At 73.4% G+C, this 23,846-nt stretch carries 19 protein-coding genes and 5 pseudogenes; 11 read left to right on the top strand and 13 right to left on the bottom strand.

Going from position 1 to position 23,846, the window contains the following annotated elements:
- Positions 1 to 48: 48 nt before the first annotated feature.
- The 5 genes and pseudogenes from GH723_RS19285 to GH723_RS02400 form a co-directional block, all read right to left on the bottom strand.
- Positions 49 to 1,212: pseudogene (locus GH723_RS19285) on the bottom strand (flavin-containing monooxygenase); the annotation flags it as partial.
- The gene (locus GH723_RS02415; RefSeq protein WP_153758155.1) at positions 1,209 to 2,273 is read right to left on the bottom strand and encodes a hypothetical protein; all 1,065 of its coding nucleotides are present in this window, start codon (positions 2,271 to 2,273) and stop codon (positions 1,209 to 1,211) included. The gene GH723_RS02415 and the pseudogene GH723_RS19285, both read right to left, overlap by 4 nt.
- 152 nt (positions 2,274 to 2,425) lie before the next feature.
- The gene (locus GH723_RS02410; protein ID WP_153758154.1) at positions 2,426 to 3,007 is read right to left on the bottom strand and encodes a TetR/AcrR family transcriptional regulator; all 582 of its coding nucleotides are present in this window, start codon (positions 3,005 to 3,007) and stop codon (positions 2,426 to 2,428) included.
- 35 nt (positions 3,008 to 3,042) lie between these two features.
- Positions 3,043 to 4,671, bottom strand: coding sequence for an AMP-binding protein (locus GH723_RS02405; RefSeq protein ID WP_153758153.1), 1,629 nt, complete (start codon positions 4,669 to 4,671; stop codon positions 3,043 to 3,045).
- Complete coding sequence (locus tag GH723_RS02400) at positions 4,668 to 4,862, bottom strand: hypothetical protein (RefSeq protein ID WP_153758152.1); 195 nt, start codon at positions 4,860 to 4,862, stop codon at positions 4,668 to 4,670. The genes GH723_RS02405 and GH723_RS02400 overlap by 4 nt, the downstream gene beginning before the upstream one ends.
- Before the next feature lie 107 nt (positions 4,863 to 4,969).
- On the opposite strand from GH723_RS02400, the gene GH723_RS02395 reads away from it, so the two are divergent.
- From GH723_RS02395 to GH723_RS18990, 6 genes and pseudogenes are all read left to right on the top strand, one after another.
- Positions 4,970 to 6,064 carry a zinc-dependent alcohol dehydrogenase gene (locus GH723_RS02395; RefSeq protein ID WP_153758151.1) on the top strand — a complete coding sequence of 365 codons (1,095 nt, stop codon included), beginning with the start codon at positions 4,970 to 4,972 and terminating at the stop codon, positions 6,062 to 6,064.
- Between the two features lie 78 nt (positions 6,065 to 6,142).
- Positions 6,143 to 6,436: pseudogene (locus tag GH723_RS02390) on the top strand (ClpP family protease); the annotation flags it as partial.
- A gap of 25 nt (positions 6,437 to 6,461) precedes the next feature.
- A pseudogene (locus GH723_RS02385) lies at positions 6,462 to 6,809 on the top strand (enoyl-CoA hydratase/isomerase family protein); the annotation flags it as partial.
- 59 nt (positions 6,810 to 6,868) lie between these two features.
- Entirely contained in the window at positions 6,869 to 8,149 is a 1,281-nt protein-coding gene (locus tag GH723_RS02380; protein ID WP_153758149.1) for an acyl-CoA dehydrogenase family protein, read from the top strand.
- A gap of 92 nt (positions 8,150 to 8,241) precedes the next feature.
- Positions 8,242 to 9,344: pseudogene (locus GH723_RS02375) on the top strand (AMP-binding protein).
- Positions 9,338 to 9,865: an AMP-binding enzyme gene (locus GH723_RS18990; RefSeq protein ID WP_195210474.1), complete on the top strand. Its 528-nt coding sequence runs from the start codon at positions 9,338 to 9,340 to the stop codon at positions 9,863 to 9,865. Before GH723_RS02375 ends, GH723_RS18990 begins: the two are co-directional and overlap by 7 nt.
- Before the next feature lie 424 nt (positions 9,866 to 10,289).
- Here GH723_RS18990 and GH723_RS02360 read toward each other — a convergent pair whose 3' ends face one another.
- From GH723_RS02360 to GH723_RS02345, 4 genes are read right to left on the bottom strand one after another with little or no spacing between them, the layout of a single operon-like run.
- Entirely contained in the window at positions 10,290 to 10,781 is a 492-nt protein-coding gene (locus GH723_RS02360) for an AMP-binding protein (RefSeq protein ID WP_153758145.1), read from the bottom strand.
- A gap of 23 nt (positions 10,782 to 10,804) precedes the next feature.
- Positions 10,805 to 12,274 (bottom strand): flavin-containing monooxygenase, encoded by a 1,470-nt coding sequence (locus tag GH723_RS02355; protein ID WP_229022978.1) that lies wholly within the window; start codon positions 12,272 to 12,274, stop codon positions 10,805 to 10,807.
- Positions 12,275 to 12,296: 22 nt separating this feature from the next.
- The gene (locus tag GH723_RS02350; RefSeq protein ID WP_153758144.1) at positions 12,297 to 14,018 is read right to left on the bottom strand and encodes an N-acyl-D-amino-acid deacylase family protein; all 1,722 of its coding nucleotides are present in this window, start codon (positions 14,016 to 14,018) and stop codon (positions 12,297 to 12,299) included.
- A 1-nt stretch (position 14,019) separates the two neighbouring features.
- Entirely contained in the window at positions 14,020 to 15,144 is a 1,125-nt protein-coding gene (locus GH723_RS02345) for an amidohydrolase family protein (protein ID WP_153758143.1), read from the bottom strand.
- A gap of 180 nt (positions 15,145 to 15,324) precedes the next feature.
- Here GH723_RS02345 and GH723_RS02340 point away from each other — a divergent pair, with 180 nt between their 5' ends.
- The 4 genes from GH723_RS02340 to GH723_RS18645 are packed head-to-tail and all read left to right on the top strand — an operon-like array spanning position 15,325 to position 19,041.
- The gene (locus GH723_RS02340; RefSeq protein ID WP_153758142.1) at positions 15,325 to 16,437 is read left to right on the top strand and encodes a zinc-binding dehydrogenase; all 1,113 of its coding nucleotides are present in this window, start codon (positions 15,325 to 15,327) and stop codon (positions 16,435 to 16,437) included.
- Positions 16,434 to 17,723 carry an acyl-CoA dehydrogenase family protein gene (locus GH723_RS02335; RefSeq protein ID WP_153758141.1) on the top strand — a complete coding sequence of 430 codons (1,290 nt, stop codon included), beginning with the start codon at positions 16,434 to 16,436 and terminating at the stop codon, positions 17,721 to 17,723. Before GH723_RS02340 ends, GH723_RS02335 begins: the two co-directional genes overlap by 4 nt.
- 14 nt (positions 17,724 to 17,737) lie before the next feature.
- Entirely contained in the window at positions 17,738 to 18,550 is an 813-nt protein-coding gene (locus GH723_RS02330; RefSeq protein WP_153758140.1) for an enoyl-CoA hydratase-related protein, read from the top strand.
- Positions 18,551 to 18,591: 41 nt separating this feature from the next.
- The gene (locus tag GH723_RS18645) at positions 18,592 to 19,041 is read left to right on the top strand and encodes a hypothetical protein (RefSeq protein WP_229022977.1); all 450 of its coding nucleotides are present in this window, start codon (positions 18,592 to 18,594) and stop codon (positions 19,039 to 19,041) included.
- A 122-nt stretch (positions 19,042 to 19,163) separates the two neighbouring features.
- On the opposite strand, the pseudogene GH723_RS18640 reads toward GH723_RS18645, so the two are convergent.
- The 3 genes and pseudogenes from GH723_RS18640 to GH723_RS02310 form a co-directional block, all read right to left on the bottom strand.
- Positions 19,164 to 19,859: pseudogene (locus tag GH723_RS18640) on the bottom strand (alpha/beta fold hydrolase); the annotation flags it as partial.
- A gap of 290 nt (positions 19,860 to 20,149) precedes the next feature.
- On the bottom strand, positions 20,150 to 20,776 hold the full coding sequence (locus GH723_RS02315) for a metal-dependent hydrolase (protein ID WP_229023240.1): 627 nt from the start codon (positions 20,774 to 20,776) through the stop codon (positions 20,150 to 20,152).
- 160 nt (positions 20,777 to 20,936) lie between these two features.
- A complete protein-coding gene (locus GH723_RS02310) occupies positions 20,937 to 21,617 on the bottom strand; it encodes an alpha/beta fold hydrolase (protein ID WP_195210472.1) in 681 nt (226 codons plus the stop codon).
- A 122-nt stretch (positions 21,618 to 21,739) separates the two neighbouring features.
- Between GH723_RS02310 and GH723_RS02305 the strand changes: the two genes are divergently transcribed.
- Positions 21,740 to 22,372 carry a TetR/AcrR family transcriptional regulator gene (locus GH723_RS02305; RefSeq protein WP_153758135.1) on the top strand — a complete coding sequence of 211 codons (633 nt, stop codon included), beginning with the start codon at positions 21,740 to 21,742 and terminating at the stop codon, positions 22,370 to 22,372.
- Here GH723_RS02305 and GH723_RS02300 read toward each other — a convergent pair.
- Positions 22,323 to 23,741 carry an MMPL family transporter gene (locus tag GH723_RS02300; RefSeq protein ID WP_267471329.1) on the bottom strand — a complete coding sequence of 473 codons (1,419 nt, stop codon included), beginning with the start codon at positions 23,739 to 23,741 and terminating at the stop codon, positions 22,323 to 22,325. The genes GH723_RS02305 and GH723_RS02300 overlap by 50 nt on opposite strands.
- Between the last annotated feature and the right edge of the window lie 105 nt (positions 23,742 to 23,846).

Raw genomic sequence — 23,846 nt, 5'->3', positions numbered from 1 at the left:
CTCGTCGTCGCCGTCCCCGGCGCCGAGCATGCGGCCGGGGGCCCCGGCCCGCAGGCACAGCTGCCCGTACCACGCCTTAAGCGCCTCGGCGGTGGCCGGGTCGTCGACGACGGCGTCGACCCGGGCCCGGATCTCCTCCATCTTCTCGAAGTCGGCGTCCTCGAACGCGTCGAGGAGGGCGTCGGCGTCGAAAGCTCCCCCCTCGGCCATCCGGGCCATGACCTTGGCCTTGACCCGGCGGGAGATGTCGGTCCAGCCGTCGGCGACGAGGTCCTCGTCGGCGCCGCCGAAGCCGCCCATGGTGTTGGCGGTGAAGTTCTCCAGCCAGCGCTTCTGCCAGCCGGGCGTGGCGATGCTGGCGAACCACTCCGGGTCGGTGGGTGCGTTGCCGCGGACATCGACCGACGAGGGCGTGCGCTGGAACACGTACAGCTCGGCGGCGTCGCGGGCGACCTGGGGCACGCACTGCACGGCTGTGGCGCCGGTGCCGATGATGGCGACCCGCTTGTCGGCCAGGCCCGTCATGGGCGAGCCGTCGGGGCCGCCCCCGCTGTAGGCGTAGTCCCAGCGGCTGGTGTGGAACGAGTGCCCCCGGAAGGTCTCGATGCCGGGGATGTCCGGGAGCTTGGCCACGTGGAGCGGGCCGGTGCCGACGCCGAGGAACTGGGTGGTGAACCGGTCGCCCCGGTCGGTGGAGACGACCCAGACCTGCGCCGTGTCGTCCCAGCGCAGCTCGGTGACCTCGGTGTGGAACAGGGCGTTATCGTACAGCCCGTACTGGCGGCCGATCCGGCGGCAGTGCTCGAGGATCTCGGGGGCGTGGGCGTACTTCTCGGTGGGCATGTGCCCGGTCTCCTCCAGCAGCGGGAGGTAGACGAAGGAGGCGGTGTCGCACTGGGCGCCCGGGTAGCGGTTCCAGTACCAGGTGCCGCCGAAGTCGCCGGCCTTGTCGAGGATGCGCACGTCGCCCACGCCGGCCTCCGCGAGGCGAGCGCCGGTGACGAGCCCGGCGAACCCGCCGCCCACGAAGGTGAACGTGACGTGGTCGGTCACCGGCTCCCGCGGTTGCACGGGCAGGTACGGGTCGCGCACCAGCTCGCCGGCCAGGCGCCGGTACTGCGCCCTGCCCTCCCGGCGGAGGCGCTTGTCGCGCTCGGCCCGATAGCGGCGGCGCAGCGCGTCCTTGTCGATCGCCGGCGGCGTCAGGGTCACGCGCCGGCTCCGGCGATCTCGAGGTGGTGGAACTCGGCGAGCAGGTCGGCGCCCTTCGGGTGCGAGGCGAGGGTGTGCTCGAGCTCGGCAACCGTGGCGGCCCGGTTCTGGTCCTCGAGCAGGCCGAGCGACTCCTCCAGCGATGCGTCCCACATCGGCCCGATGATGTCGGTGCCGGGGTACTTGCGACCGGACTCGCCGATGAAGGTGCGGTCGCGCATCTCGGTGAGCGCGGTGCGCAGGTACTCCACGTGCGGGGTCTCGTCGGCCCGGATGTACGACACGATGCGGGCGGCCTCGCCCTCGCCGGCGACGAGCTCGGTGTCGGAGAGCAGCTCCTCGGCCCAGGCGAACGTGTGGAACGCCTTGATCTCCACGAACAGCACCCGCAGCATCGTGGAGATCAGCAGCTCCAGGCCCAGGTCGAGGTCCTCGAAGGCCCGCTTGCCCATGAACCGCTGGCGGGCACCGTCGGGATCGGGCTGGGCGCCGAAGGAGATGCCCATGCGCTGCATCATCAGCGCCGTCTCGTCGTGGGTGACCGGGTTCTCGAAGGCGATGTCGCGGGTGGCGTACCACATGCGGTCGTGCCCGGCCTCGTCGCCGTAGCCGGCCTCGTCGCGGGCGTGCGCCTCGACCAGGCCCTTGGCCAGGTGGTCCATCGCCGTGCCGCGGATGTCGTCGTCGAAGAACCTCTGCATGTCGGCCGGGGCGAGGAACCGGATCATGGCGCCGAAGCCCTCGACGGTCCCGATGCGGGACAACGTCGCGATGATCGGCTCGCGCACGCCGTTGCGGAGCAGGAACCGCGCCTGCTCGACGCTCGGGTAGCCGGGCGGCCAGGTCTCCACCGGGGCGTGCAGGATCTCGGTGCCGAATGTCGTGCGGTGCTGCTCCTGCCAGGCGGCGATCGCCGGGCCGCGCACCGCGGTGCGGGGCGAGACGTAGGTGCCGTCGGCGAGGAACCCCCCGTGGCAGCGGACGCCGCCAGCGATCAGCGGCTCCTCGATCGGATGGGTGGCCAACAGGTCGTCGGCGGCGAACTCGAGCGTGTGGGCCATCAGGTCCTCCTCGAACGTGACGGGACCCCCCGGCCCCCGGACGCGGCAAGTGTAGACGCTCGTCTACACAGCCCGCAAGGCCACCGCCTCCCGCGTCTCCGCGGTCCTCGCCGCCGGCGAGCGGACAGACGGCGGGGTCGGCGCCGGGCGCGTCAGTGGGCTGGCCGGCCCTGGCGCTCGAGCAGGGTGGCCATGGCCGCGAACCACTGCTCGGGCACGTCGTCACCGGCGCCCGTGGCGGCCTGGATGAAATCGCGCAGCAGCAGCCAGCCGAAGGAGAAGGCGAACGCCATGGCCATGAGATCGCTGGCGTCCACCGGCGCCTCGTCGCCGAGGGCGTCCCGCAGGGTCTCCACCATCCGGTGGCCGCCGGCGAGGTCGGAGCCGAGGACGTCGGCCAGCTCGCCGTCGAGCATCGCCCGGGTGAGCACCATCCAGTAGGTGCGGTTGCCCTCCAGGGCGTGGAAGGCGTCGAGCGCAGCGGGCACGGACGCCTCCCGGAACGGCTCCGTGGACGCGAGCCGCGCGGCGAGGTGGTCGTGCACCGCCCGGACCAAGCGCTGCTTGGACCCGAAGTGGCGGTGGATCAGCCCGTGGTTGACGCCGGCCGCCTGGGCGATCTCGCGCAGCGACGTCGCCGACGGGCCCTTCTCGGCGAACAGCGCCGACGCCGCCTCGAGGACCGCGTGCTTGACCTCCTGCTCGCCACGGGGTCGACCCGCTCCGGCCGGCATGCAGCGACCATAGGGCGTGCCGGGCCGGCGCTCGGTCAGGGGGCGTCGCCGAGGTGGTCGAGCACGAGGCGCTTGGCGCCGGCGTAGTCGGCCTTGCCGTTGGGGGCCCGACCGACGTCGGGCACCACCACCACGTGGCGGGGCGCCTTGTAGCCGGCGAGGCGGCCCTTGACGTGGGCGATCAGCTCGTCGGGGGTGACGTCGGCGCCGTCGCGCAGCGCGACCACGGCCGCGACCGCCTGCCCGTACTTGGTGTCGGGGACGCCGACGACGGTGGAGTCGCGCACCGCCGGATGGGTCTCGAGCGCCTCCTCCACCTCCTCGGGGAACACCTTCTCCCCGGCGGTGTTGATGCACAGCGACCCGCGGCCCAGCAGGGTGATCCGGCCGTCGCCCTCGACCCGGGCCCAGTCGCCGGGCACCGACACGCGCTGGCCGTCGACGATGCGGAAGGTGGCCGCGGTCTTCTCCGGGTCCTTGTGGTAGCCGATGGGGCACGGCCCGGCGACTGCGACCATCCCGGTGCCGCCCGGCCCGACCACCGTTCCCGCATCCGGGTCGATGACCATGGCGTGGGCGCCGAGGGAGAACGTCGCCGTCGAGGGATCGGTGCCGGCGCCGGAGACCGACGAGCCGAGCCCGTGGGCCTCGGTGGAGCCGAGGAGGTCGGCGAACAGCGTCGTGGGCAGGTGCCGGGCCAGGCCGGCCTTCACCTCGGCGCTCCACATGACGCCCGCCGACACCAGCAGCTGCAGCGACGACAGGTCCCACCGCCCCGTAGCGGCGTCGAGGGCCTCGAGCATTGGCAGGGCGAAGGCGTCGCCGACGATGGCCATCGCCGTCACGCCCTCCCGGTCGATGGCGTCGAGCAGCGCGGTCGCGTCGAAGCGGCGGTCGGGCAGGGTGACGACGGTGCCGCCCTGCACGAGCATGCTCTTGGCGAACATGTAGCCGGTGGCGTGCATGAGCGGGGAGGCGGGGATGCCCACCGGAGGGTCGCCGCCGGCGGCGAGCCGGGCGCGGATGGCCTCGAGGTCGGCGACGTCCGGATCACCGATGGCGTTGAAGGACCGGTACATGTCGTCGTGGAGCCACATCACGCCCTTGGGCATCCCGGTGGTGCCGCCGGTGTAGATCATCACGATGTCGTCGCCGCTGCGCCCCCACGGCGCCCGGTACGGGCCGTCGGCGCCGGCGCCCACCACGTCCTCGTACGGCTCCGCCCACGGCGGGCAGTCGCCGCCGCCGTCGTCGACCCACAGCCAGCGGCGCACCGTGGGCACGTCGGCGCGGACCTGGTCGACGGTGTCGGCGAAGGACCCGTGGAAGACCACGGCCACGGCGTCAGCGTTGTCCCACAGGTACCGCAGCTCGTCGGCCCGGTACCGGTAGTTGGTGTTCACCGGGGTGAGGCCGGCCTGGTAGGTGGCGTAGGACACCTCCAGGTACTCGGGGCAGTTGTAGAGGTACTGCGCCACGCGATCGCCTCGGGCCGCACCGCCCGAGACCAGCGACCGCCCGAGCCGAGCGGCGCGATCCCGGAACTCAGCCCACGTCGTGCGCCGATCGCCGTGGATCAGCGCGGCGGCACCGGGCCGGCACTCGGCGATCACGTCCCACACGTCGGCGTACTGCCACGCCGGCGCGGTCTCGTCTGCGGTCATCGCTCGGAGGAGAACACCGTCGGCCGGTGCAGCGCGTCGAGCACGTCGGGGTGACGGGCGAGCAGCCACACGTCGTTGCGCTCGTCGTACACCGGGCCGAGGTCCCGAAGCCGGGCGTAGGCCGGGTGCGGGTCGGCGGTGACCTCGGGTGAGAAGAGGTCGGGGATCATCGACGGGGTCAGGGTCGTCACGGGCTCGCTCCTGCGGAGGTGGTCGGTCGAGCGTAGGATCGCCCCGGCGAGACATGCAACAGATGGATGTCTTTGCTTCACCGCCGGCCCGGCCACAGGGGGAAACGATGAACGCCACCGCCATGGTGCTGGAGCGCCCGCACACGCTCGTGCCGAGGACCCTGCCGCTGCCGGACATCGGCGAGGACGACGCCCTCCTGCGGGTGGAGGCGTGCGGGCTCTGCGGCACCGACCACGAGCAGTACAGCGGCCAGCTGCACCCGGGGCACGCGTTCGTCCCCGGCCACGAGGCGGTGGGCGTGATCGAGGAGATCGGGCCGGTGGCGGCCGAGCGCTGGGGGGTGTCGCAAGGCCAGCGGGTGGCGGTGGAGGTCTTCCAGTCGTGCCGCGAGTGCGACGCCTGCCGTTCCGGCGCGTACCGGCGCTGCGAGCGCAACGGGCTGGCCACCATGTACGGCTTCGTGTCGGTCAACACCGGGCCGGGGCTGTGGGGCGGCTACGCCACCCACCAGTACCTCGGGCCCGACTCCATGGTGCTGCCCGTTCCCGACGGGCTCGATCCGGTGGTGGCGACGCTGTTCAACCCGCTCGGCGCCGGCATCCGCTGGGGCGCCACGGTGCCGGGCACCGGCCCGGGCGACGCCGTGGCTGTGCTCGGCTGCGGGGTGCGAGGGCTGTCGGCGGCGGTGGCGGCCAAGGAGGCGGGCGCCGAGTTCGTCATGGTCACCGGCGCCGGCGAGCGCGACCGCCCCCGCCTCGATGCGGCCCCGTCCTTCGGCGCCGACCTGGTCGTGGACATCACCGAGCAGGACCCGGTGGAGGCGTTCCGCTCCGCCACCGGGCGGCCGGGTGCGAGCGTGATCGTGGACGTGACCGCCAAGGCGCCGCAGGTGGTGGCGCAGGCGGTGCAGCTCGCCGCCACCGGCGGGCGGATCGTGATCGCCGGCACCCGGGGCGGCGGCGGCGCGCCCGGGTTCGAGCCCGACCACGTCGTCTACAAGGAGCTGCGCATCGAAGGCGCGCTGGGCGTCGACGTGGTCGCCTACCGGGCGGCGCTCGACCTGCTCGCCTCCGGTCGCTACCCCTTCGAGCAGCTCGACCGGGCAACGGTCGGCCTCGGCGGGGTGGAGGAGCTGCTGCAGACGATGGCCGGCGAGCGCGGCATGCCGCCGATCCACGGGGTGGTCGTCCCCACCGTCTGACCGGCGGACCCGGCCACCACGCCGCCGGACCTCACGTCCTGTTCTGCCTGCAGCGGAGACGGGTCGCGGCGGCGTCGTCTGCGGGGACACTGCCGCCATGACCACCTCACCTCCCACCCGCCGTCGGCGTTCGACCGCCTGCTCGACCAGCGGATCCTGCTCCTCGGGGAGCCGGTCGACGACGACAGCGCCAACCGGCTCGTTGCCCAGCTGCTCGTGCTCTCGGCCGACGACCCGGAGAGCGACATCTGCCTGTACGTGAACTCGCCCGGCGGGTCGGTGATGGCCGGCCTGGCCGTCTACGACACGATGCAGCTGATCCCCAACGACGTCGCCACGGTGGCGGTCGGGTTCGCGGCGAGCATGGGGCAGATCCTGCTCCGCCGCCGACACCCGCCTCGGCCTGCCCGAGACCACGCTCGGCATGCTGCCCGCCGCCGCCGGCACGCAGAGCCTCGGCCGCCTGCTCGGCGCGCCAGCAGCCACGCCGCACGTCATGCTCGGCGAGACCATCGACGCCGACGAGGCCGCCCGCCGCGGCATCGTCCACCGGGTGGTGGCGCCCGAGGCGCTGGAGGACGAGGCGCTCGGCGTCGCCCGACGCCTCGCCGCCCTCGACCCGGCCGCCGCCCGGGTGGCCAAGCGAGCCCTGCGCGTCGCCGCCGACCTGCCCCTGGCCGACGGCCTGGCCGCCGAGCTCCGGCTCGCCCGCCTCGCCGCCGCCCGCGCCCGACATCCGCAGTGAGACACGGCTACGGTCCTGCCCCACCGGCACACCCCCCACCCGAGGAGCGCGAGGTCGCGATGAGCACGTCCGGCGAGTCCACCCTGGAGGACTTCGAGGCCGAGGTCCGCACGTTCCTGGCGGCCCACGCCCGGGAGAAGCGCGCCGCGGAGGAGACGAAGTTCGTCTGGGGCGAGGGCGAAGACGCCGTCGCCATCTTCGAGGAGATCGACCCCGAGGAGGAGCGGCGCAACCTCGCCGAGGCGAAGCGCTGGCGGGCGGCCCGGTTCGACGCCGGCCTCGGCTGGATCACCGGGCCGGAGCAGTACGGCGGTCGCGAGCTCACCCAGGCCCACGAGCGCGCCTACGCCCGCCTCGAGGCCGGGTACGAGACGCCGAACATGGGGTTCTTCGGCATCGGCCTCGGCATGGTCGCCCCGACGATTCTCGCCCACGGCACCGACGTCGCCAAGGACGCCTACCTGCGGGCCATGCACCGCGGCGATCTCGTCGGCTGCCAGCTGTTCTCCGAGCCGGGCGCCGGCTCCGACCTGGCCGGCGTGGAGACCCGAGCGGTGAGCGACGGCGACGAGTGGGTGATCTCCGGGCAGAAGGTCTGGACCTCCGGCGCGCAGTACGCCGACCTCGGCGAGGTGCTGTGCCGCACCGACCCGGAGCAGCCGAAGCACCGGGGCCTCACCGCGTTCGTCGTCGACATGCACGACCCCGGCGTCGAGGTCCGGCCCCTGCGGCAGATGACCGGGGGCGCCAGCTTCAACGAGGTGTTCTTCGAGGACGTCCGGGTCCCCGACGACCACCGCCTCGGCGACGTCAACGACGGCTGGCGCGTCGCGCTCACCACCCTCATGAACGAGCGGGCGTCCATCGGCTCGGGCAGCGGCGGCGCGGGTGCCGGGGTGTCGTCCATCGACCGCCTCGGCGCGATGCTCCGCCACTTCGGCAAGGCCGACGACCCCGTCCTGCGCGACGAACTCGTCCGCATCTGGATCGGCTTCCAGGTCGGCAAGCTCACGGGGCAGCGGGCGACGGACAAGATCAAGGCCGGGCAGCTGCCCGGGCCGGAGATGTCGATCGGCAAGCTCGCCCTCACCCACAACCTCACCGCGCTCAGCGAGTGGGTGTCGCGGGTCCTCGGGCCCCGCGTCACCGCCGACACCGGAGAGTGGGGCACCTACGCCTGGGCGGAGTACATCCTGGGGACGCCGGGGATGCGCCTCGGCGGCGGCACCGACGAGGTGATGCGCAACATCGTCGGCGAGCGGGTGCTCGGGCTGTCGAAGGAGCCGGGGATCGACACGACGAGCCCGTTCCGCGAGCTGAAGGCCCGCGCCCGGTCCTGAGCCCGCTGCTCCCCCGGCGAGCGCCCCGCGGTGTGGGCCAGACTCGGGGCTGACGCCCGGGCGCGGTCCGGGGTCGAGCCAGGGGGAAGATCGTGGACCTGCACTTCGCGAGCGCGTGGGAGGCCGTCGCCGACGCCTGCCCGGAGGCGACGGCCATCGTCCAGGGGGACCGCCGGATCTCCTACGCCGCCTACGACGACCGTGCCGCCCGGTTCGCCGGGGCGATGGAGGCGGCCGGCCTCGGCCTGGGCACCAAGGTGTCGCTGTACCTCTACAACTCCCCGGAGTACCTGATCGCGCAGCACGGCGCGTTCAAGGCCGGGGCGTGCCGGTGAACGTGAACTACCGGTACCTCGACGACGAGCTCGCCTACCTGATCGACAACAGCGACAGCGAGGTGCTGGTGTTCCACACCTCGCTCGGCGACCGGGTGTCCCGGGTGGTCGACCGTCTGCCGCGCCTGCGGCTGCTCGTCGAGGTGGACGACGGCGGCGAGCACGTCGAGGGCGCGGTCGCGTTCGACGAGCTGCTCGACGCCCACGACCCGATGCCCCGCCTCGACCGGCCCGGCGACGACCTCTACATGCTCTACACCGGCGGCACCACCGGGATGCCGAAGGGGGTGATGTACCGCCAGCACGACTTCGTGAAGGGCCTGTACGACGCGTTCGCCACGCTCGGGCTGCCGGTGGCCACCCCCTCGACGCTCGCCGAGATCCCGGCGTTCGTCGCGGCCATGGCCGAACGGCCGCGGTTCGTGTCCGTGCCCTGCCCGCCGCTGATGCACGGCACCGGCATGTGGGTGGGCGGCATGCCGCCGCTGCTGTCCGGGGGCACCGCCGTGCTCCTCGAGGGCCGGTCCTTCGACGCCCACGAGCTGTGGCGCACCGTCGAGCGCGAGCGCGTCACCCGCATCACCATCGTCGGCGACGCCTTCGCCCGCCCGATGCTGCGAGCGCTCGAGGAGATGGAGCAGGACGGCCGCCAGCTCGACCTGACGAGCGTCGACACCATCGTCTCCTCCGGCGCCATGTGGAGCGCGGAGATCAAGGACGGCCTCACCGCCCGCCTCGACGCGCTCCTCATCGACGCGCTCGGCTCCACCGAGGGCGGTGGCTACGCGGTCACCGCCGCGGCCAAGGGCATGCACGTCGAGACCGCCAAGTTCCAGCTCGCCCCCACCACCCGGTGCTGACGCCCGACGACCGTGACGTCGAGCCCGGGTCGGGCGAGCCGGGCCTGCTCGCCTCGGCGTCCGCCGCGTACGGCTACTACAAGGACGAGGAGAAGACCGCTCGCACGTTCCGCCAGATCGACGGGATCTCGTATGCGCTCACCGGCGACTGGGCGACGGTGGAGGCCGATGGCACCATCACGCTGCTCGGTCGGGGGTCGAACTGCATCAACTCCGGGGGCGAGAAGATCTACCCGGAGGAGGTCGAGGAGGCGCTGAAGCGCCACGAGGCCGTCGACGACTGCCTCGTGGTCGGGCTCCCCCACGAGCAACTCGGCCAGCAGATCGTCGCCGTGGTGGGGACCAGCGCCGCTGCTCCCCCCGACGGCGACGAGCTCCGGGCGTGGCTGCGCTCGTCCCTGTCCGGCTACAAGATCCCGAAGTCGATCGTGGTGATGGAGCAGGTGCGCCGGGCGCCCAACGGCAAGGCCGACTACGGCTGGGCCAAGGAGGTCGCCACCTCGGTGGCGGGGCCGCCCTGACGGCGGTGGCGGAGCCCCAGGCGGTCCGGGCGGGTCACTCGGCGACCCGGTCCCGGCCAGCCACGTCGAGCGCGGCGTGGTGGCGGAGCCGCAGGCGACCCGGGGTCAGGGCACGATCCGGTAGGTGAGGATGGCGTGGGCCACCGGGTTGCCGGCGTCGTCCTCGCCGACGATGTCGACGAAGGTCAGCTCCTTGCCCCGCCGGACCGTGGTCGCCCGGCAGACCAGGTCGGAGCGCTTGCACGCACCGACGTACTGGATGGGACAGGCCCAGAGTGGTACATGGGGGCGGGGATGAGGGTGCGCATCCGGGGAACGATCCCCAGGACCTGCTCGTTGATCTCGGCCAGGGCCGTCGCCTGCTCGGGCGTGAACGGCGCCCGGCGCACACCCTTGGGCTTGCCGGTGGTGCCGGAGGTGTAGATCATGCTCGCCGCCGCTCCGGCCCGGCCCCGGCTCCAGGGCTCGAAGCCGGCGACCCAGCGGTCCCAGTCCGTGTCGCCGTCGTCCACCAGGCACCGGCCGGGATCGATGCCGAACGCATCGGCGAGCGCCCGCGGCGTGGGCGCGACGAGCACCTCGACCCCGTCGGGGACGACCGCTCGGCCTCGTCCAGCAGGTCGGCGTGGACGACGAGGACCTTCGCGCCGGAGTCGACGAGCACGCGCTCGATCTCCCCGGCCCGCCAGTGCCAGTTGATGGTCACGGCGTAGGCGCCGAGCGTCCGCGCCGCCAGCGTCACCGTGAAGAACGGGATGTCGTTGCGGAGCAGGACGGCGATGCTGTCGGCTGGGCCGACGCCCGTCGCGGCCAGGCCGGTGGCCGCCCGCCGGCTGGCCTCGATCACCTCGGCGCGGGACACGGCGGCGTCGCCGAGCACGACACCGCCGTCGGCCATCGCGTCGCCGTCGGACACCGGTGGCCGCCAGGCGTCCCGGCTCAGGCGCCGGCGCCGACCTCGGCGCCGGCCACCCGGTACTGGGACAGGTCCGGCGCCTGCATGACCTCGCGGAAGTGGTCGATGCTCCACGGCCACGCCGCCGGGATGCCGCGGTCGTCGAGGTACCAGCTGCGACAGCCGGTGACCCACACGGTGCCCTTGGTCGCCTCCACCCGGGCCTGCTCGAACGCCTCGGCCGCCTCGGGCGTTGGCTCCACCGACTCAGCGCCGGCCCAGAGCAGGTCGAGCAGCTGGATGGTATACCCGAGCTGCAGCTCGGCGACGTCGATGAGCGAGAAGTTCCCGACCGGGCCGTTGGGGCCGTTGAGCAGGAACAGGTTCGGGAAGCCGGGCACGGCGAGGGCGAGGTGGGCGCTGGGCCGGTCCTTCCACACGTCGTCGAGGCGGATGCCGTCGCGGCCCCGCACCTCGGTGGGCCGGAGGAACCGGTCGACCCGGAACCCGGTGGCCAGCACGAGCACGTCGAGCTCGTGCAGCTCGCCGTCGGCGGTGCGCACGCCAGCCGGCTCGATGCGCTCGATCGCCTCGGTGACCAGCGAGGCGTTGGGGCGCTGGATGGCGTCGTAGAAGTTGTCCGAGGCGATGAGGCGCTTGCACGCCGCCCGGTAGTCGGGACGCAGCTTCTCCCGCAGCACCGGGTCGGCGGCCACCGTCTCCAGGTGGGCCCGGCACGCCTCCTCGATGAGGGCCATGGCCGGCGAGTCGGCGTCGATCACCGCGTTGGCGAAGTGGTCGGCGAAGGCCCGGCTCAAGCCGTCGCGGGCCTGGCGCATGAGCGCCGGGTCGGTCCGGAACGCCTCCCGCTGGGCCTCGTCGTAGGGGGTGTTGTCGACCGGCATGATCCACTGCGGGGTGCGCTGGAACAGGTCGAGGTGGCCGACCCGGTCGACGAGGGCCCCGGTGATCTGCACCGCCGACGAGCCGGTGCCGATCACCCCGACCCGGCGTCCCTCGAGGGCCACGGTGTGATCCCAGCGGGCGCTGTGGAAGGCGGCGCCGGCGAAGGTGTCGAGCCCGGGCAGGTCGGGGAGGTTCGGGTGGTGGAGGACGCCGGTGGCGGCGATGACCACGTCGTAGGTGTCGCGGAAGCCGGTGCCGGTGGCCAGCGTCCAGCGCCCGTCGGCCCACTCGAGGGCGGTGACCTCCTCGCCGAACCGGGTCCGCTCGTACACGCCCTCCCGGCGGGCGACGCCCCGGAAGTACTCCTGGATCTCCGGCCCGGGCGAGAACGTGTGGCTCCAGTCCGGGTTGGGGGCGAAGGAGTAGCTGTACAGGTGGGACGGGACGTCGCAGGCGATGCCCGGGTAGGTGTTCTCCCGCCACGTGCCACCGACCTCGTCGGCCTTCTCGAACACGGTGACGTCGTCGATGCCGGCCTCGCGCAGCTTGATGACGCTGGCGATGCCGGCCATGCCGGCGCCGATGACGGCGACGTGCAGGTCTCGCACGGGGGGTTCCTCCAGGGGTCGTTCAGGCCGGCGCTGGTTGCGGGCCGCGCACGAGGCGGCCGGGCAGGGCGCCGGTGGGTTCGCCGCCACGGTAGGTCTCCTCGCCGGCGACCACGGTGTGGAGGTAGCCGTCGGCCCGCTGCAGCAGCCGCCGGCCGCCGGCGGGCAGGTCGTAGCGGACCTCGGGGCGGCGGGCCCGGAGGTGGTCGAAGTCGACGACGTTGACGTCGGCCCGGTAGCCGGGGGCCAGCACGCCGCGGTCCTCCAGGCCCACCGTGCGGGCCGTGTCCCAGCAGTGCTGGCGGACCAGGTACGCCAGGTCCAGGCGGCAGTGGTTGCGGTCGCGGCCCCACAGGGTGAGCAGCGTGGTGGGGAAGCTGCCGTCGCAGATGGTGCCCACGTGGGCGCCGCCGTCGCCGAGGCCGGGCACGGTGTGCGGGTGGGCGAGCATCTCGCCCACCGCGTCGAGGTTGCCGCCGGCGAAGTTGAGCGCCGGCAGGTACAGCAGGGTGCGGCCCTGGTCGGCGATGAGCAGGTCGTACACGAAGTCCTCGACCGAGCGACCCTCGCGGGCGGCGCGGGCGGCGATGCTCTGCGAGGCGTCGGCCTCGTAGTCGGGCGGGTCGCCGAGCTCGTACATGGCGTCGAACCGGCCGATGAGGCCGCCGCCGAGCTTGCGGACCTTGTCGCCCCCGGCCGCCTCGAGCACCCGTGCCTTGAACCCGTCGTCGGCCATGATCCGGGCCTGCTCGGGCACGGGCAGCGACGCGATCTCGGCGAACACCGGGTTGCTCAGGAACGGGTGCAGCGTGCACTGCAGCCCGAACAGGAGCCCGACGGCGCGGGTGCCGACCTGGGCGGTGATGGCCAGCCCGTCGGCCCGGGCCGCGTCGATGCGGTCGAGCACCGTGCGGTAGCCCTCGGGCTCGAACGGGCTCTGCACGAGCGAGAACGACAGGGGCCGCCCGGACTCGGCGACCATGCGCCGGAACGTCGCGAACTCCTCGTCGGTGTTCATGTGGTCGGACACGACCTGGAGCACCCCGCGCCCCAGCCCGCCGAGGGCTCGGGCGATGCCCACCAGCTCGTCGGCCGACGCGGTGAGGGTGGGCGTGGGCTCGCCCCGGCTGGTGCGGTGGTTCATCGTGCGGGAGGTGGTGAACCCGAGCGCGCCGGCGGCGACGCCCTCGGCGGCCAGCGCCGCCATCTGCTCGATCTCTTCCGGTGTCGCCGGCTCGCGCTGGGCACCCCGCTCGCCCATCACGTTCAGGCGCACGGCGCCGTGGGGCACCTGGGCGCCGACGTCGATGTCGTGGGGGATCCGGTCGACGGCTTCCAGGTACTCGCCGAAGGACTGCCACTCCCAGCTCAGGCCCTCGTGGAGGGCGGCGCCGGGGATGTCCTCCACGCCCTCCATCAGCTCGATGAGGCGATCGTGGTCGGCGGGGCGCACGGGTGCGAACCCGACACCGCAGTTGCCCATGACCACGGTGGTGACGCCCTGCCACGAGGACGGGGCGAGGTGGTTGTCCCACGTCGCCTGGCCGTCGTAGTGAGCGTGGATGTCGACGAAGCCGGGCAGCACGAGCGCGCCATCGGCGTCGATCTCCTGGGCACCCCGCCCGCCGACGACGCCGACGGCGACGACGCGGTCGCCGTCGACGGCGACGTCGGCGGTGCGGGCGGCTGCCCCCGTGCCGTCGAGCACGGTGCCGCCCCGGATGACGAGGTCGTGGGCGGACATGTCAGGCGGTGGTCGTGAGCGTCGAGGTGTCGATGCCGTAGAGCTCGGCGACGTTGTCGCTGAGGATGGCCTTGGTCTGCTCGTCGCTGAGCTGGGCGGTGTGCTTGTCGAGCAGCTCCTGCGACCACGGCCACGTGGAGTCGCTGTGGGGGAAGTCGTTGGCCCACATGAGCCGCTTCCAGTTCATGGCGTCGGCGAAGCGGAACGCGGTCCAGTCGTCCTGGAAGGTCACGTAGATGTGCTCGGCGAAGTACTCGCTGGGCAGGCGCTGCAGGTCGGCGCCGGGCTTGAGCCAGTAGCGGTGCCGGTTGAAGGCGTGGTCCATCCGGTACATGAAGTGGGGCACCCAGCCGGCGTCGGCCTCGACGCACACCACCTTCAGGCCTGGGTGGCGCTCGAAGACGCCGCCGAACACGAGCATGGCCATGATGTCCTGGCAGCCCCGCACGATGGACAGGAAGCTGGAGATGGCCGGGCCCCGGGTCTTGTCGCTCTTGGTCGTGAGGATGTGGAAGCTGAGCGGCAGGTCGAGCTCGATCGCCGTCTCCCAGAACTCGTCGTACACCGGCGAGTCGTAGTCCTCCACCGCCGGCAGGCCCGGCATCATCACGCCCCGCAGGCCGAGGGCCTTGATGGCCTTGAGGTCCTCGATGCCCTCCTCCGGCGAGCGCATCGCCGTCTGGCCGCAACCGAGGAGGCGGTTCGGGTCGTGCGAGCAGTACTCGGCGATCCAGCGGTTGTAGGCGTCGAAGCTCGCCTTCTTCAGGTCGTAGTCGTCGATGTTGCACAGGACCATCCCCACCGTCGGGTAGATGATCTCGGCGGCGACCCCGTCGGCGTCCTGCTCGGCGAGGCGGGCCGTCGGGTCCCAGCCTCCCCGGTGCAGCTCCTCGAACCGCGTCCCCTTCGTGCGGATCTCGGAGGGGTCCTTGCCAGCGGCGGCGACCAGCCCCATGGGGATCGGCACCGCCGATCCCTCGACGGCGAACATGTCGCCCATCTTCTCGCCGCCGTCGACGAGGCGGGGAGCTCGGTCACGCCACGCCGCGTCGATGTAGTCGGTGTAGGTGTTCGGCGCCTCGGTGATGTGCGAATCAGCCGAGATGATCGGGTAGTCGACCTTCATGAGCGTGTCCCCCGTGCTCGCTCCGGCGCCCGGTTGGCACCCTGGAGTGCCACCGAGCATGCCCCAGCCGGGTGCCGGTCGCAAGGGTGCCGGAGCCATTTGACACCTGCGGGTGCCAGGTCGATACTGCGGCCCGGCACGGCTGCCGCCGGCGGGCGCCGACCAGAGGGGGACCAGCACATGACCACCACCGGACGGGCCGCCCTGTTCTTCGGGCCGGGCACGCCCCTGGAGCTCGTCGACCTGCCGGTGCCGGAGCCGGAGCCGGGCGCGGTGGTGGTGCGGGTGACGCGGGCCAACATCTGCGGCAGCGACCTGCACATTTGGCGGGGCGACGGCTACCTGTCGGCCATGGCCCGCGCCGACGGCCGCATCATCGGCCACGAGATGACCGGGGTGGTGCACGCGCTCGGCGCCGGCGTCACCACCGACTGGACCGGCAACCCGCTGGCCGAGGGCGACCGCGTCGCCTACCAGTACTTCGCGCCGTGCGGGCGGTGCCGGTCGTGCACGCGGGGCATGACCGAGGCGTGCAGCCGGTCGTTCAAGGTCCTGCAGGGCAAGCCCACCGAGTTCCCGTACTTCCGGGGCGCCTACGCCGACTACTTCTACCTGACCCCGCAGATGGCGGTGTACAAGGTGCCGGACCGGGTCACCGACACGATGGTCGCCGGCGTCAACTGCGCCCTGGCCCAGGTGATCATGGGCCTCGAGCGGGTGCAGATGGGCATGGGCGACCGGGTGGTCATCCAGGGCGCCGGCGGCCTCGGCGTGTACGCCACCGCGGTGGCTCGCGACCGCGGCGCCGAGACGGTGATCGTCATCGACGCCCTGTCCGATCGGCTCGACCTGGCCCGGCGCATGGGCGCCGACCACACCATCGACATGCGCGAGGTCACCAGCCCCGACGAGCGAGTGGCGGCGGTGAAGGACCTCACCGGCGGGTGGGGCGCCGACGTCGTGTGCGAGCTGGTCGGCCGCCCCGACGCCATCAGCGAGGGCCTGCGCATGGTGGGCATCGGCGGCCGCTACCTGGAGATCGGCACCTTCTACCCGGGCACGTCGCTCGAGCTCGACCCCGGGTTCCTGGTGATGGCCAACGTGCGGGTCGAGGCGGTCGCCGCCTACGACGCCCCCTCCCTGCAGCGGGCGCTCGGCTTCCTCGACCGCCACGTCGACGACCTGCCCCTCGACCACGTGGTCGTCGACTACCCGCTGGAGCAGATCAACGAGGCCTTCGTCGACCAGGACGCCGGACGGGTGACCCGGGCGTCGCTGACCATGACGGCATGAGCGCCGATCCTGCGAGCACGGCCGCGGCCGTGGAGCAGCCGTCGGCCGACGAGGTCCGGGCCGAGGTGCGGGCGTGGTTCGACGCCACCTGGGACCCGGAGCGCCCGCTCGCCGAGTGGCGGGACCTGCTCGTCGACTCCGGCTGGGGCTGCCCGGGCTGGCCACCCGACCGCTACGGCCGGGGCCTGCCGCCCGACCTGGCCCGGGCCGCCACCGAGGAGCTGCGCGCCGCCGGGGCGGTGGGTCCGGCCGTCGGCGTCGGCATGGCGCTGGCCGCGCCCACGCTGCTGGAGCACGGGTCGCTGGAGCTGCAGCGGCGCCTGCTGCGCGGCATCGCCACCGGTCGCGACACGTGGTGCCAGCTGTTCAGCGAGCCGAGCAACGGGTCCGACCTGGCCGGGCTCACCACCCACGCCCGCCGCGACGGCGACGAGTGGATCGTGTCCGGCCAGAAGGTGTGGACCACCGGCGCCCACCACGCCGCCTACGGGATGCTCCTGGCCCGCACGGACCCCGACGTACCCAAGCACCGGGGCATCTCGTTCTTCGCCTTCCCGATGCGCCAAGACGGGGTGGTCGTCCGGCCGCTGCGCCAGATGAACGGGCGGGCGTCGTTCAACGAGGTGTTCCTCGACGAGGCCCGGGTGCCGCACGAGAACCTGGTCGGCGAGCTCCACGGCGGCTGGGGCGTGGCTCGCACCACACTGTCCCACGAGCGCGGCCTGGCCGCCGGGTTGTTCGGCTCGCTGCCGCCCGGCGGTGGTGGCCGCACCCGCGAGGAGGCGGCGGCCGAGGCGGCCGAGTACCTCAAGACGTACGAGTGGTACCCGCAGCGGGCCGGGCGGGCCGACCTGGTGGCACCGGTCGCGCAGCGGCTGGGGCGCGCCGGCGACCCGGTGCTGCGCCAGGAGATCGCCGCCCTGCACGCCCTGCAGCGGGCCGCCCAGCTCACCGCCCAGCGGGCGGGCGCGGCCCGCAAGGCCGGCCGGCCCGGGCCGGAGGGGTCGCTCGGCAAGCTGCACGGCAGCGCCATCGCCCGGGCCGCGGCCGCCGCCCACAGCCACGTGGCCGGCGCCCACGCCATGCTCGACGGGCCCGACTCGCTGGAGGGCGGCATCGTGGCTGAGGTGCTGGTTTCGGTCCCCGGGCAGTCCATCGCCGGGGGCACCGACGAGATCCAGCACGACATCATCGGCGAGCGCGTCCTGGGCCTGCCCAAGGAGCCCTCCGTCGACGCCGACATCCCGTTCCGGGACGTGCGCACCAACCGCCGTCCCGCCCCCTGACCCGGAGGCCCCCCGTGACCGACCCCCACCTGCTCCTCGACGTGCGCGACGGCATGGCCGTGCTCACCATGAACCGCCCGGAGAAGCGCAATGCCCTGAGCCCGGAGATGCTCGTGCGCATGGCGCAGGCGTGGCGCCAGGTGCGCGACGACGACTCCATCCGGGTGGCGGTGCTCACCGGCGCTGGCGAGAAGGCGTTCTGCGCCGGCGCCGACCTGGGCCGGCTCATCACCTTGATGACCCGCCAGCGAGGTCCGGAGGACGAGTGGGACGAGGCCCTGCTCTCCGACAAGGAGGCCTTCGCCGACGGCCTGCTCCGCGGCTTCGTGCTCGACAAGCCGGTGATCTCGGCGATCCAGGGCGACGCCCTCGCCGGGGGCACCGAGCTGGTGCTGGCCACCGACCTGCGCGTCGCGGCCGAGGACGTCACCGTGGGCCTCACCGAGGTGGCCCGCGGCCTCATCCCCGGCGGCGGCGGGGTCAGTCGGCTCCCCCGTCAGATTCCCCGGGCCAAGGCCATGGAGATCCTCCTGCTCGGCGAGCCCATGCCGGTGGCGGAGGCGTGGCGCATCGGCCTCGTCAACGAGGTGCTGCCACGCGAGCAGGTTCTCGACCGCGCCCTCGACCTGGCCCGGCGCATCGCCGGCAACGGCCCGATCGCGGTGCGCGCCGTCAAGGAGGCCGTCCGCCGCTCCGAGGGCACGAGCCTGGAGGAGGCCCTGCGCATCGAGTCCGAGGTCGGTGGTCCGGTGTTCCGGTCGAAGGACGCCGTCGAGGGTCCGCTCGCGTTCATGGAGAAGCGCCCGCCGCAGTTCACCGGAACCTGACCGCGGACCGCAGGATCGCCGCGCCGCCCGGGACCGGCGTGGTGGACCCGGGCTCGGAGTCGAGCGCCGACGCGCTGGTCGACCTGGAGGAGGGCACCTACGTGATGCTCTGCTTCATCGCCGGCCCCGACGGCGTGCCGCACCTGGCCAAGGGCATGGTCGAGGCCTTCGAGGTCGGTCCGGCCGAGGGCGAGACCGGCGAGCTGCCGGAGCCCGACGTCACCGTGAACATGGTCGACTTCGGCTACGACGCCAACGAGCTGCCCGCCTCCGGCGTGGTCGAGGTGGTCAACACCTCCGAGGCGCAGGCCCACGAGATGACGCTGCTGCACCTGGGCGACGGCAAGACCGGCCAGGACGTGGCCGCCTACTTCGAGGGCGGGGCCCAGGGCCCGCCGCCGTTCTCCGCCATCGGCGGCATGCAGGCGCTGATGCCCGGCTCGTCGCACTGCTCACCATCGAGGGCGCCGACCCGGGCGAGTACCTCATGATCTGCGAGATCCCCGACCCCGCTGACGGCGTGCCCCACTCCCGCAAGGGCATGGCGCTGCCGGCCACCGTCTCGTGGCGGGCGTCGGGCGGGCGGGATCCGGGCGAGGATCGCCTCGACGACGTCGTCAGGACGCTCGATCGGCAGCATGTGGCCGGCACCGGGCAGCATGGTCATCTCGGCGCCCGGCCACGCCGACGTCAGGGCACGGGCCGAGCGCGGCGGGGTGAGCAGGTCCCGGCTCCCGACCAGCACGGTCGCGGGGATCTCCGCTCCGGCCAGACCGACGAGGTCCATGCGCGCCATGGCGAGGAGGCACGCCACGCGCACCGATCCGGGGGTGGCGTGGAGGAGGTCGCGCACGGCCACGGCGTGCGCGGGGTGGGCGCCGGCGCCGAGGGACCGGCGGGCCAGCGACGTGCCGATCCGCCCGGTGCGGGTCCAGGCCGGCGACAGGTCGCCGAGCACGCGCTCGGCCAGCACCGCGGGGAGATCGCGCCCGACGGTGCGCGCCGCAGTGGCCACGAGCACCGCGCCCGCCAGCCGGCCGGCAGCGTCGGCCGGGTGGCGGCCCACCTAGGCCTGGATGGACATGCCGCCCATCGAGTGGCCGGCGACCACGGCGTCCAGGGCGTCGACGTGCGCAAGGACGGTCGCGAGGTCGTCGCCGAGCCGGTCGACGTCGGACACCCCGTCGCCCCAGGTGGACGACCCGTGCCCGCGCTGGTCGTAGAGCACGACGCGGTGCCCGAGGTGCACCAGTCGCCGGGCGGTCGGGGCCCACAGCTCCTTGGCGCCGGTCCAGCAATGGACGAGCACGACCAAGGGCCCGTCGGCGGGGCCGGCGACGTGCAGCGCGAGCTCGGCGCCGTCGGCGGTGGTGATCACGTCGCCTCGGCCCTCGGGAAGGGTCAGGCAGTGGGGACCGCACGAATCGGCACGCCGCCGGCGACGGCGGCCGGCGACCGCCAGCGCACCCGCGGCGGCGGGCACCGCCACCGCCCCGGCGCCCAGCGACGCGGGCACGACCACCCACGGCACGGCCCGACGGACGCGACGGCGGGCCAACCGCCAGCCGAAGCGGCCGGCGAGGCGCAGGGCGAGCCGCCTCACGAGGCCGACCGCCCGGTGCGGGACGGGCGGATGGCGAGCACGTCGGCCGCGACGGGGACGGCGGGACCGAAGGGCCGGGCGCAGCGGGCTCGCGCGCCGACGAGCAGGAAGCCGCGGTCCCGGCGGGCGGCCCAGCACCACGGCGCCGCCACGCCGCCCGCCGGAGCCGGGCGTGGGCCAGCGCACCGGCGGCTGCCGTGGCCGTGGCATCGCGGGGCCGCAGCGCGGTGTCGGGAACGACGACCACCACCTGACCGCGCCGGCGCTCCGCCAGGGCCTCTCCGAACACGTCGCACACGTGGGCGGCGATGCCGAGGGCGCTCGCCGTGAGCCCGGCCTCGGACTCGCGGCGGGACGGGGACGCGATGCGACGGTGGTCGCCACGACGAGCAGGTCGATCTCGCCTCGCGGCCGTGGACGGCCTCCTGCCCGATGAACCCGTTGACCTGCTGCTTGAGGTCCGGGTCGGTGACCTGGTCGCGGAAGCGGCGGACCGAGCGGACGAAGAAGTCCTCGCCGTCGGGGAACACCGACGACAGGCAGGCGGCGATGTGGCTGGACAGGAGGTCACCGTCGACACCGAAGTGGCGAGGCACCTCCTGCAGAGACGCCTCGAATGCCATCCGCCTGGTCTGGATCGGCGCCGATGCGCTGGTCGTGGTGGTCATGAGAACTCCAGCTACAGGGACGAAGAAGTGAAACAGTACAACGATGCTGTTGCATCGCAACAAACCCGGATCTTCGTTCTCCAGCGCGGACCGGGTGTCCTCCCGCCCCGGGGCGTCAGGGACTCCCGCTGAGGTCCAGGTGCTCGACGATCGCCCGGTTCACCTCGGCAGCGTGGGTGCGGTGCGGGAAGTGCCCGGCGCCCTCGACGACGACCAGGCGGCCCGAGGGCACCGCCTCGGCGATGATCCGGCTCCCGGCGCGGTACGTGCCGTCGCGCCCACCGACGACCACCAGCACGGGGGCGGTGATGCCGGCCAGCCCGTCGAGCACGAGGCTGTCGGGCTGCTCGGCGATGCCGCGCACGGCAGGTTCGATGCCGTGCCCGTCGGCGTAGGACTCGAGGTACCCGTTCCAGGCGTCGCGCTTGGTCGGGTCCCGGAACCCGGGGCCGGTGGCGATGAGCACCAACCCGGCGATTCCGGTGGGGTCGAGCACGGCGCGGCAGAGCGAGAGGTAGCCGCCCAGGCTGTGGCCGACCAACGTGACGGGAGTGCCGCCCACCGCATCGATCGCCACGTCCAGCCACTCGAGGGCGCTGGCCCGCGTCGCCAGCGCCGAGCCAACCGAGGAGCGGCCGTGCCCCGGCAGGTCCCACCGGCACACGCGATGGCCTGCCAGGGGGGCCAGCTGGGCGTCGAAGGTGGAGGAGTCGTCAGCGAAGCCGTGCGTGAGCACGACCGGCGGGCCGCTGCCCACGATCGTGAGGTGCATGGCCGGAGCTGTGTTGCAGGTCACGACTCGATGGTGCTCCGGCCGGCCACGCCGCACGCAACCTCGTGGCGGCGTCGCCCTCGCGGTCGGGACGGCGACGTCGCTGCGCCGGCGAGCGGTGCGCCGTCCGTGCAATTGTGGCATCGATGGCAGCGGACGGAGCGAGCAGCGCAGCGTCGGCGGACGCCCACCGCGGGCTCGTCCGAGCACGCATCCTGCGAGGCGCCCGGGCTGAGCTGGCCGCTCGCGGGTTGTCGGTGCGGGTCGAGGACGTGGCCGACGCCGCCGGTGTGAGCCGGCGAACCGTGTTCCGGTACTTCCCGACGCGGGAAGCCCTGTTGGCCGCGGCGCTCGAGGAGTCGATGCGCAGCTACGGCGAGCACGTCCCCCGACCGCTGGCAGGGCAGTCCCTCGAGCAGTGGCTCGGCGCAGCAGTAGCGGCGGTGCACCGGATGAACGCGCAGCACGGGCAGGTCTACTTCGAGCTCGCCTCGGGCGCGGCCCTCGACGGCGAGCTCGCCCGGATCACCCGAGCGCGGCGCAGGGCGCGCCGCCAGCTCGTCGACGGGTTCACGGCGACCGCCTGGGAGCTGGCCGGCGGCACCGGCGCACCACCGCAGTGGGTTCACGACACGGTGGCGGTGCTGCTGTCCGCCTTCGCCACCGAAGCACTCGGACCCGACTTCGGCCGGACCCCCGATCAGATCGCCGCCTCGTTGACCCCGGCGCTCATGCACGCGCTCCGGGGCGCGGTGGCCGACGAGCGCGGCGGCGGGTGAGCACGGACCCCGGAACCGGAGGGCCGGGTGGGGGGCCTGCCGCTCCACCTGCCTCCACACGGTCGACGCCGCTCCCGGCGAGGTCGATCCGGGCATCGAGCACCTGCCCGACACCGATCAGGTCGGTCACCCCGACGGAGCCATCGGCCCGCTCGAGGCGGTCGACGACATCGACCGTGGTGCCCGCCCGCTCGGCGACGTCGGAGGCGCTGAGCTCGCGGGCCTCGCGCAGCGAGCGGAGGAGGTCGGCCACCTGGGCCGTGCCGCGAACCTGCTCGTAGGAGGCGCGGGCCGGCTCCGAGCGGAGCAGCTGGTCCTGGAGCTCAGACCAGTGCCAGTCCACCTCCGCCGAGCGACCGGAGCGCACGTCGAGGGTGTACCCCTCCGGCGACGGGGTGAGCAGCAGGCGACGGGTCCGCCGACCGAGAGGCAGGACCACCTCACTGCTGCCGTGGCGGTCCGCTGCGGTCACGGCCCCGTCGGCGAGCGCACGCTCCACGTGACCTGCGGCGCGACCGCGCTCGTCGTCGGTGAGCGACTCGAGCCACGCCACCACGCCCCCTCGGACGTGCGCGGGCCGGGGAGCATCGGCGGCCGGGCCCGTCGGGTCTGCGGCAACCGCTCCACCCTCGAGGTCGAGCGCGGGCAGCCACCGTTCCAGCCAGCGTGGCAGCCACCAGTTGACGTCGCCCCGCAGCTCCATCGTGGCCGGCACCAGCACCATCCGGACGATGGTCGCGTCGACGAACACGGCGACGGCGAGGCCCAGGCCGAACATCTTCACGAACGGGTCGTCACCAAGGACGAAGGAGCCGAAGATGATCACCATGATCGCCGCCGCCGCGGTGATGACCCGTGCCGTGCCCGCCAGCCCGTCGGCGACGGCGGTGGCGTTGTCGCCGCTGCGGTCGTACTCCTCGCGGATGCGGGACAGCAGGAAGACCTCGTAGTCCATCGAGAGCCCGAACAGGATCGCGAAGAGCATCATGGGGACGAAGGCCATGATCGGCGCCGGCCGGTCGACGCCGATCAGCGAGGCGCCCCATCCCCACTGGTAGACGGCGACGACCACCCCGTAGGCGGCGCCGATGGACAGCAGGTTCATGACCGCTGCCTTCAGGGGCACCAGCAGCGACCGGAAGACAGCCATCAGCAGCAGGAACGACACGACGAGTACTGCGCCGATGAACACGGGCAGCCGGCGGCTGAACAGGTCGGCCATGTCCGCGAACAGCGCGGTGACTCCCGAGACGGAAACCACCACGTCCGACCCGCCGACCGCGGCGGGGACGACGTCGTCGCGCAGGCGCTGCACCAGGTCCTGGGGGGCTGTGGAGTGCGGCGCGGATTCCAGGATCACCACCAGCACCGCGGTGTCACCGGCCTGGTTGGGGATGGGGGGGCCACCAGCTCCACGCCGTCGGCACCCTGCAGGGCGCCCACCAGCCGGCCGAGCACGTCGCCCGCCGCGGCC

It is taken from the genome of Actinomarinicola tropica, from assembly GCF_009650215.1.
In the GTDB taxonomy this organism is placed as follows: Bacteria; Actinomycetota; Acidimicrobiia; order Acidimicrobiales; family SKKL01; genus Actinomarinicola; species Actinomarinicola tropica.
This window is presented reverse-complemented; position numbering and strand designations above follow the sequence as displayed.

Coding starts and splice junctions, on each gene's coding strand:
- GH723_RS02345 (WP_153758143.1), bottom strand. CDS start 15,144: ATGAAGGTCGACTACCCGATCATCTCGGCTGATTCGCACATCACCGAG.
- GH723_RS02350 (WP_153758144.1), bottom strand. CDS start 14,018: ATGTCCGCCCACGACCTCGTCATCCGGGGCGGCACCGTGCTCGACGGC.
- GH723_RS02305 (WP_153758135.1), top strand. CDS start 21,740: ATGGCAGCGGACGGAGCGAGCAGCGCAGCGTCGGCGGACGCCCACCGC.
- GH723_RS02415 (WP_153758155.1), bottom strand. CDS start 2,273: ATGGCCCACACGCTCGAGTTCGCCGCCGACGACCTGTTGGCCACCCAT.
- GH723_RS02380 (WP_153758149.1), top strand. CDS start 6,869: ATGAGCACGTCCGGCGAGTCCACCCTGGAGGACTTCGAGGCCGAGGTC.
- GH723_RS02410 (WP_153758154.1), bottom strand. CDS start 3,007: ATGCCGGCCGGAGCGGGTCGACCCCGTGGCGAGCAGGAGGTCAAGCAC.
- GH723_RS02315 (WP_229023240.1), bottom strand. CDS start 20,776: ATGGCATTCGAGGCGTCTCTGCAGGAGGTGCCTCGCCACTTCGGTGTC.
- GH723_RS02335 (WP_153758141.1), top strand. CDS start 16,434: ATGAGCGCCGATCCTGCGAGCACGGCCGCGGCCGTGGAGCAGCCGTCG.
- GH723_RS02405 (WP_153758153.1), bottom strand. CDS start 4,671: ATGACCGCAGACGAGACCGCGCCGGCGTGGCAGTACGCCGACGTGTGG.
- GH723_RS02340 (WP_153758142.1), top strand. CDS start 15,325: ATGACCACCACCGGACGGGCCGCCCTGTTCTTCGGGCCGGGCACGCCC.
- GH723_RS02395 (WP_153758151.1), top strand. CDS start 4,970: ATGAACGCCACCGCCATGGTGCTGGAGCGCCCGCACACGCTCGTGCCG.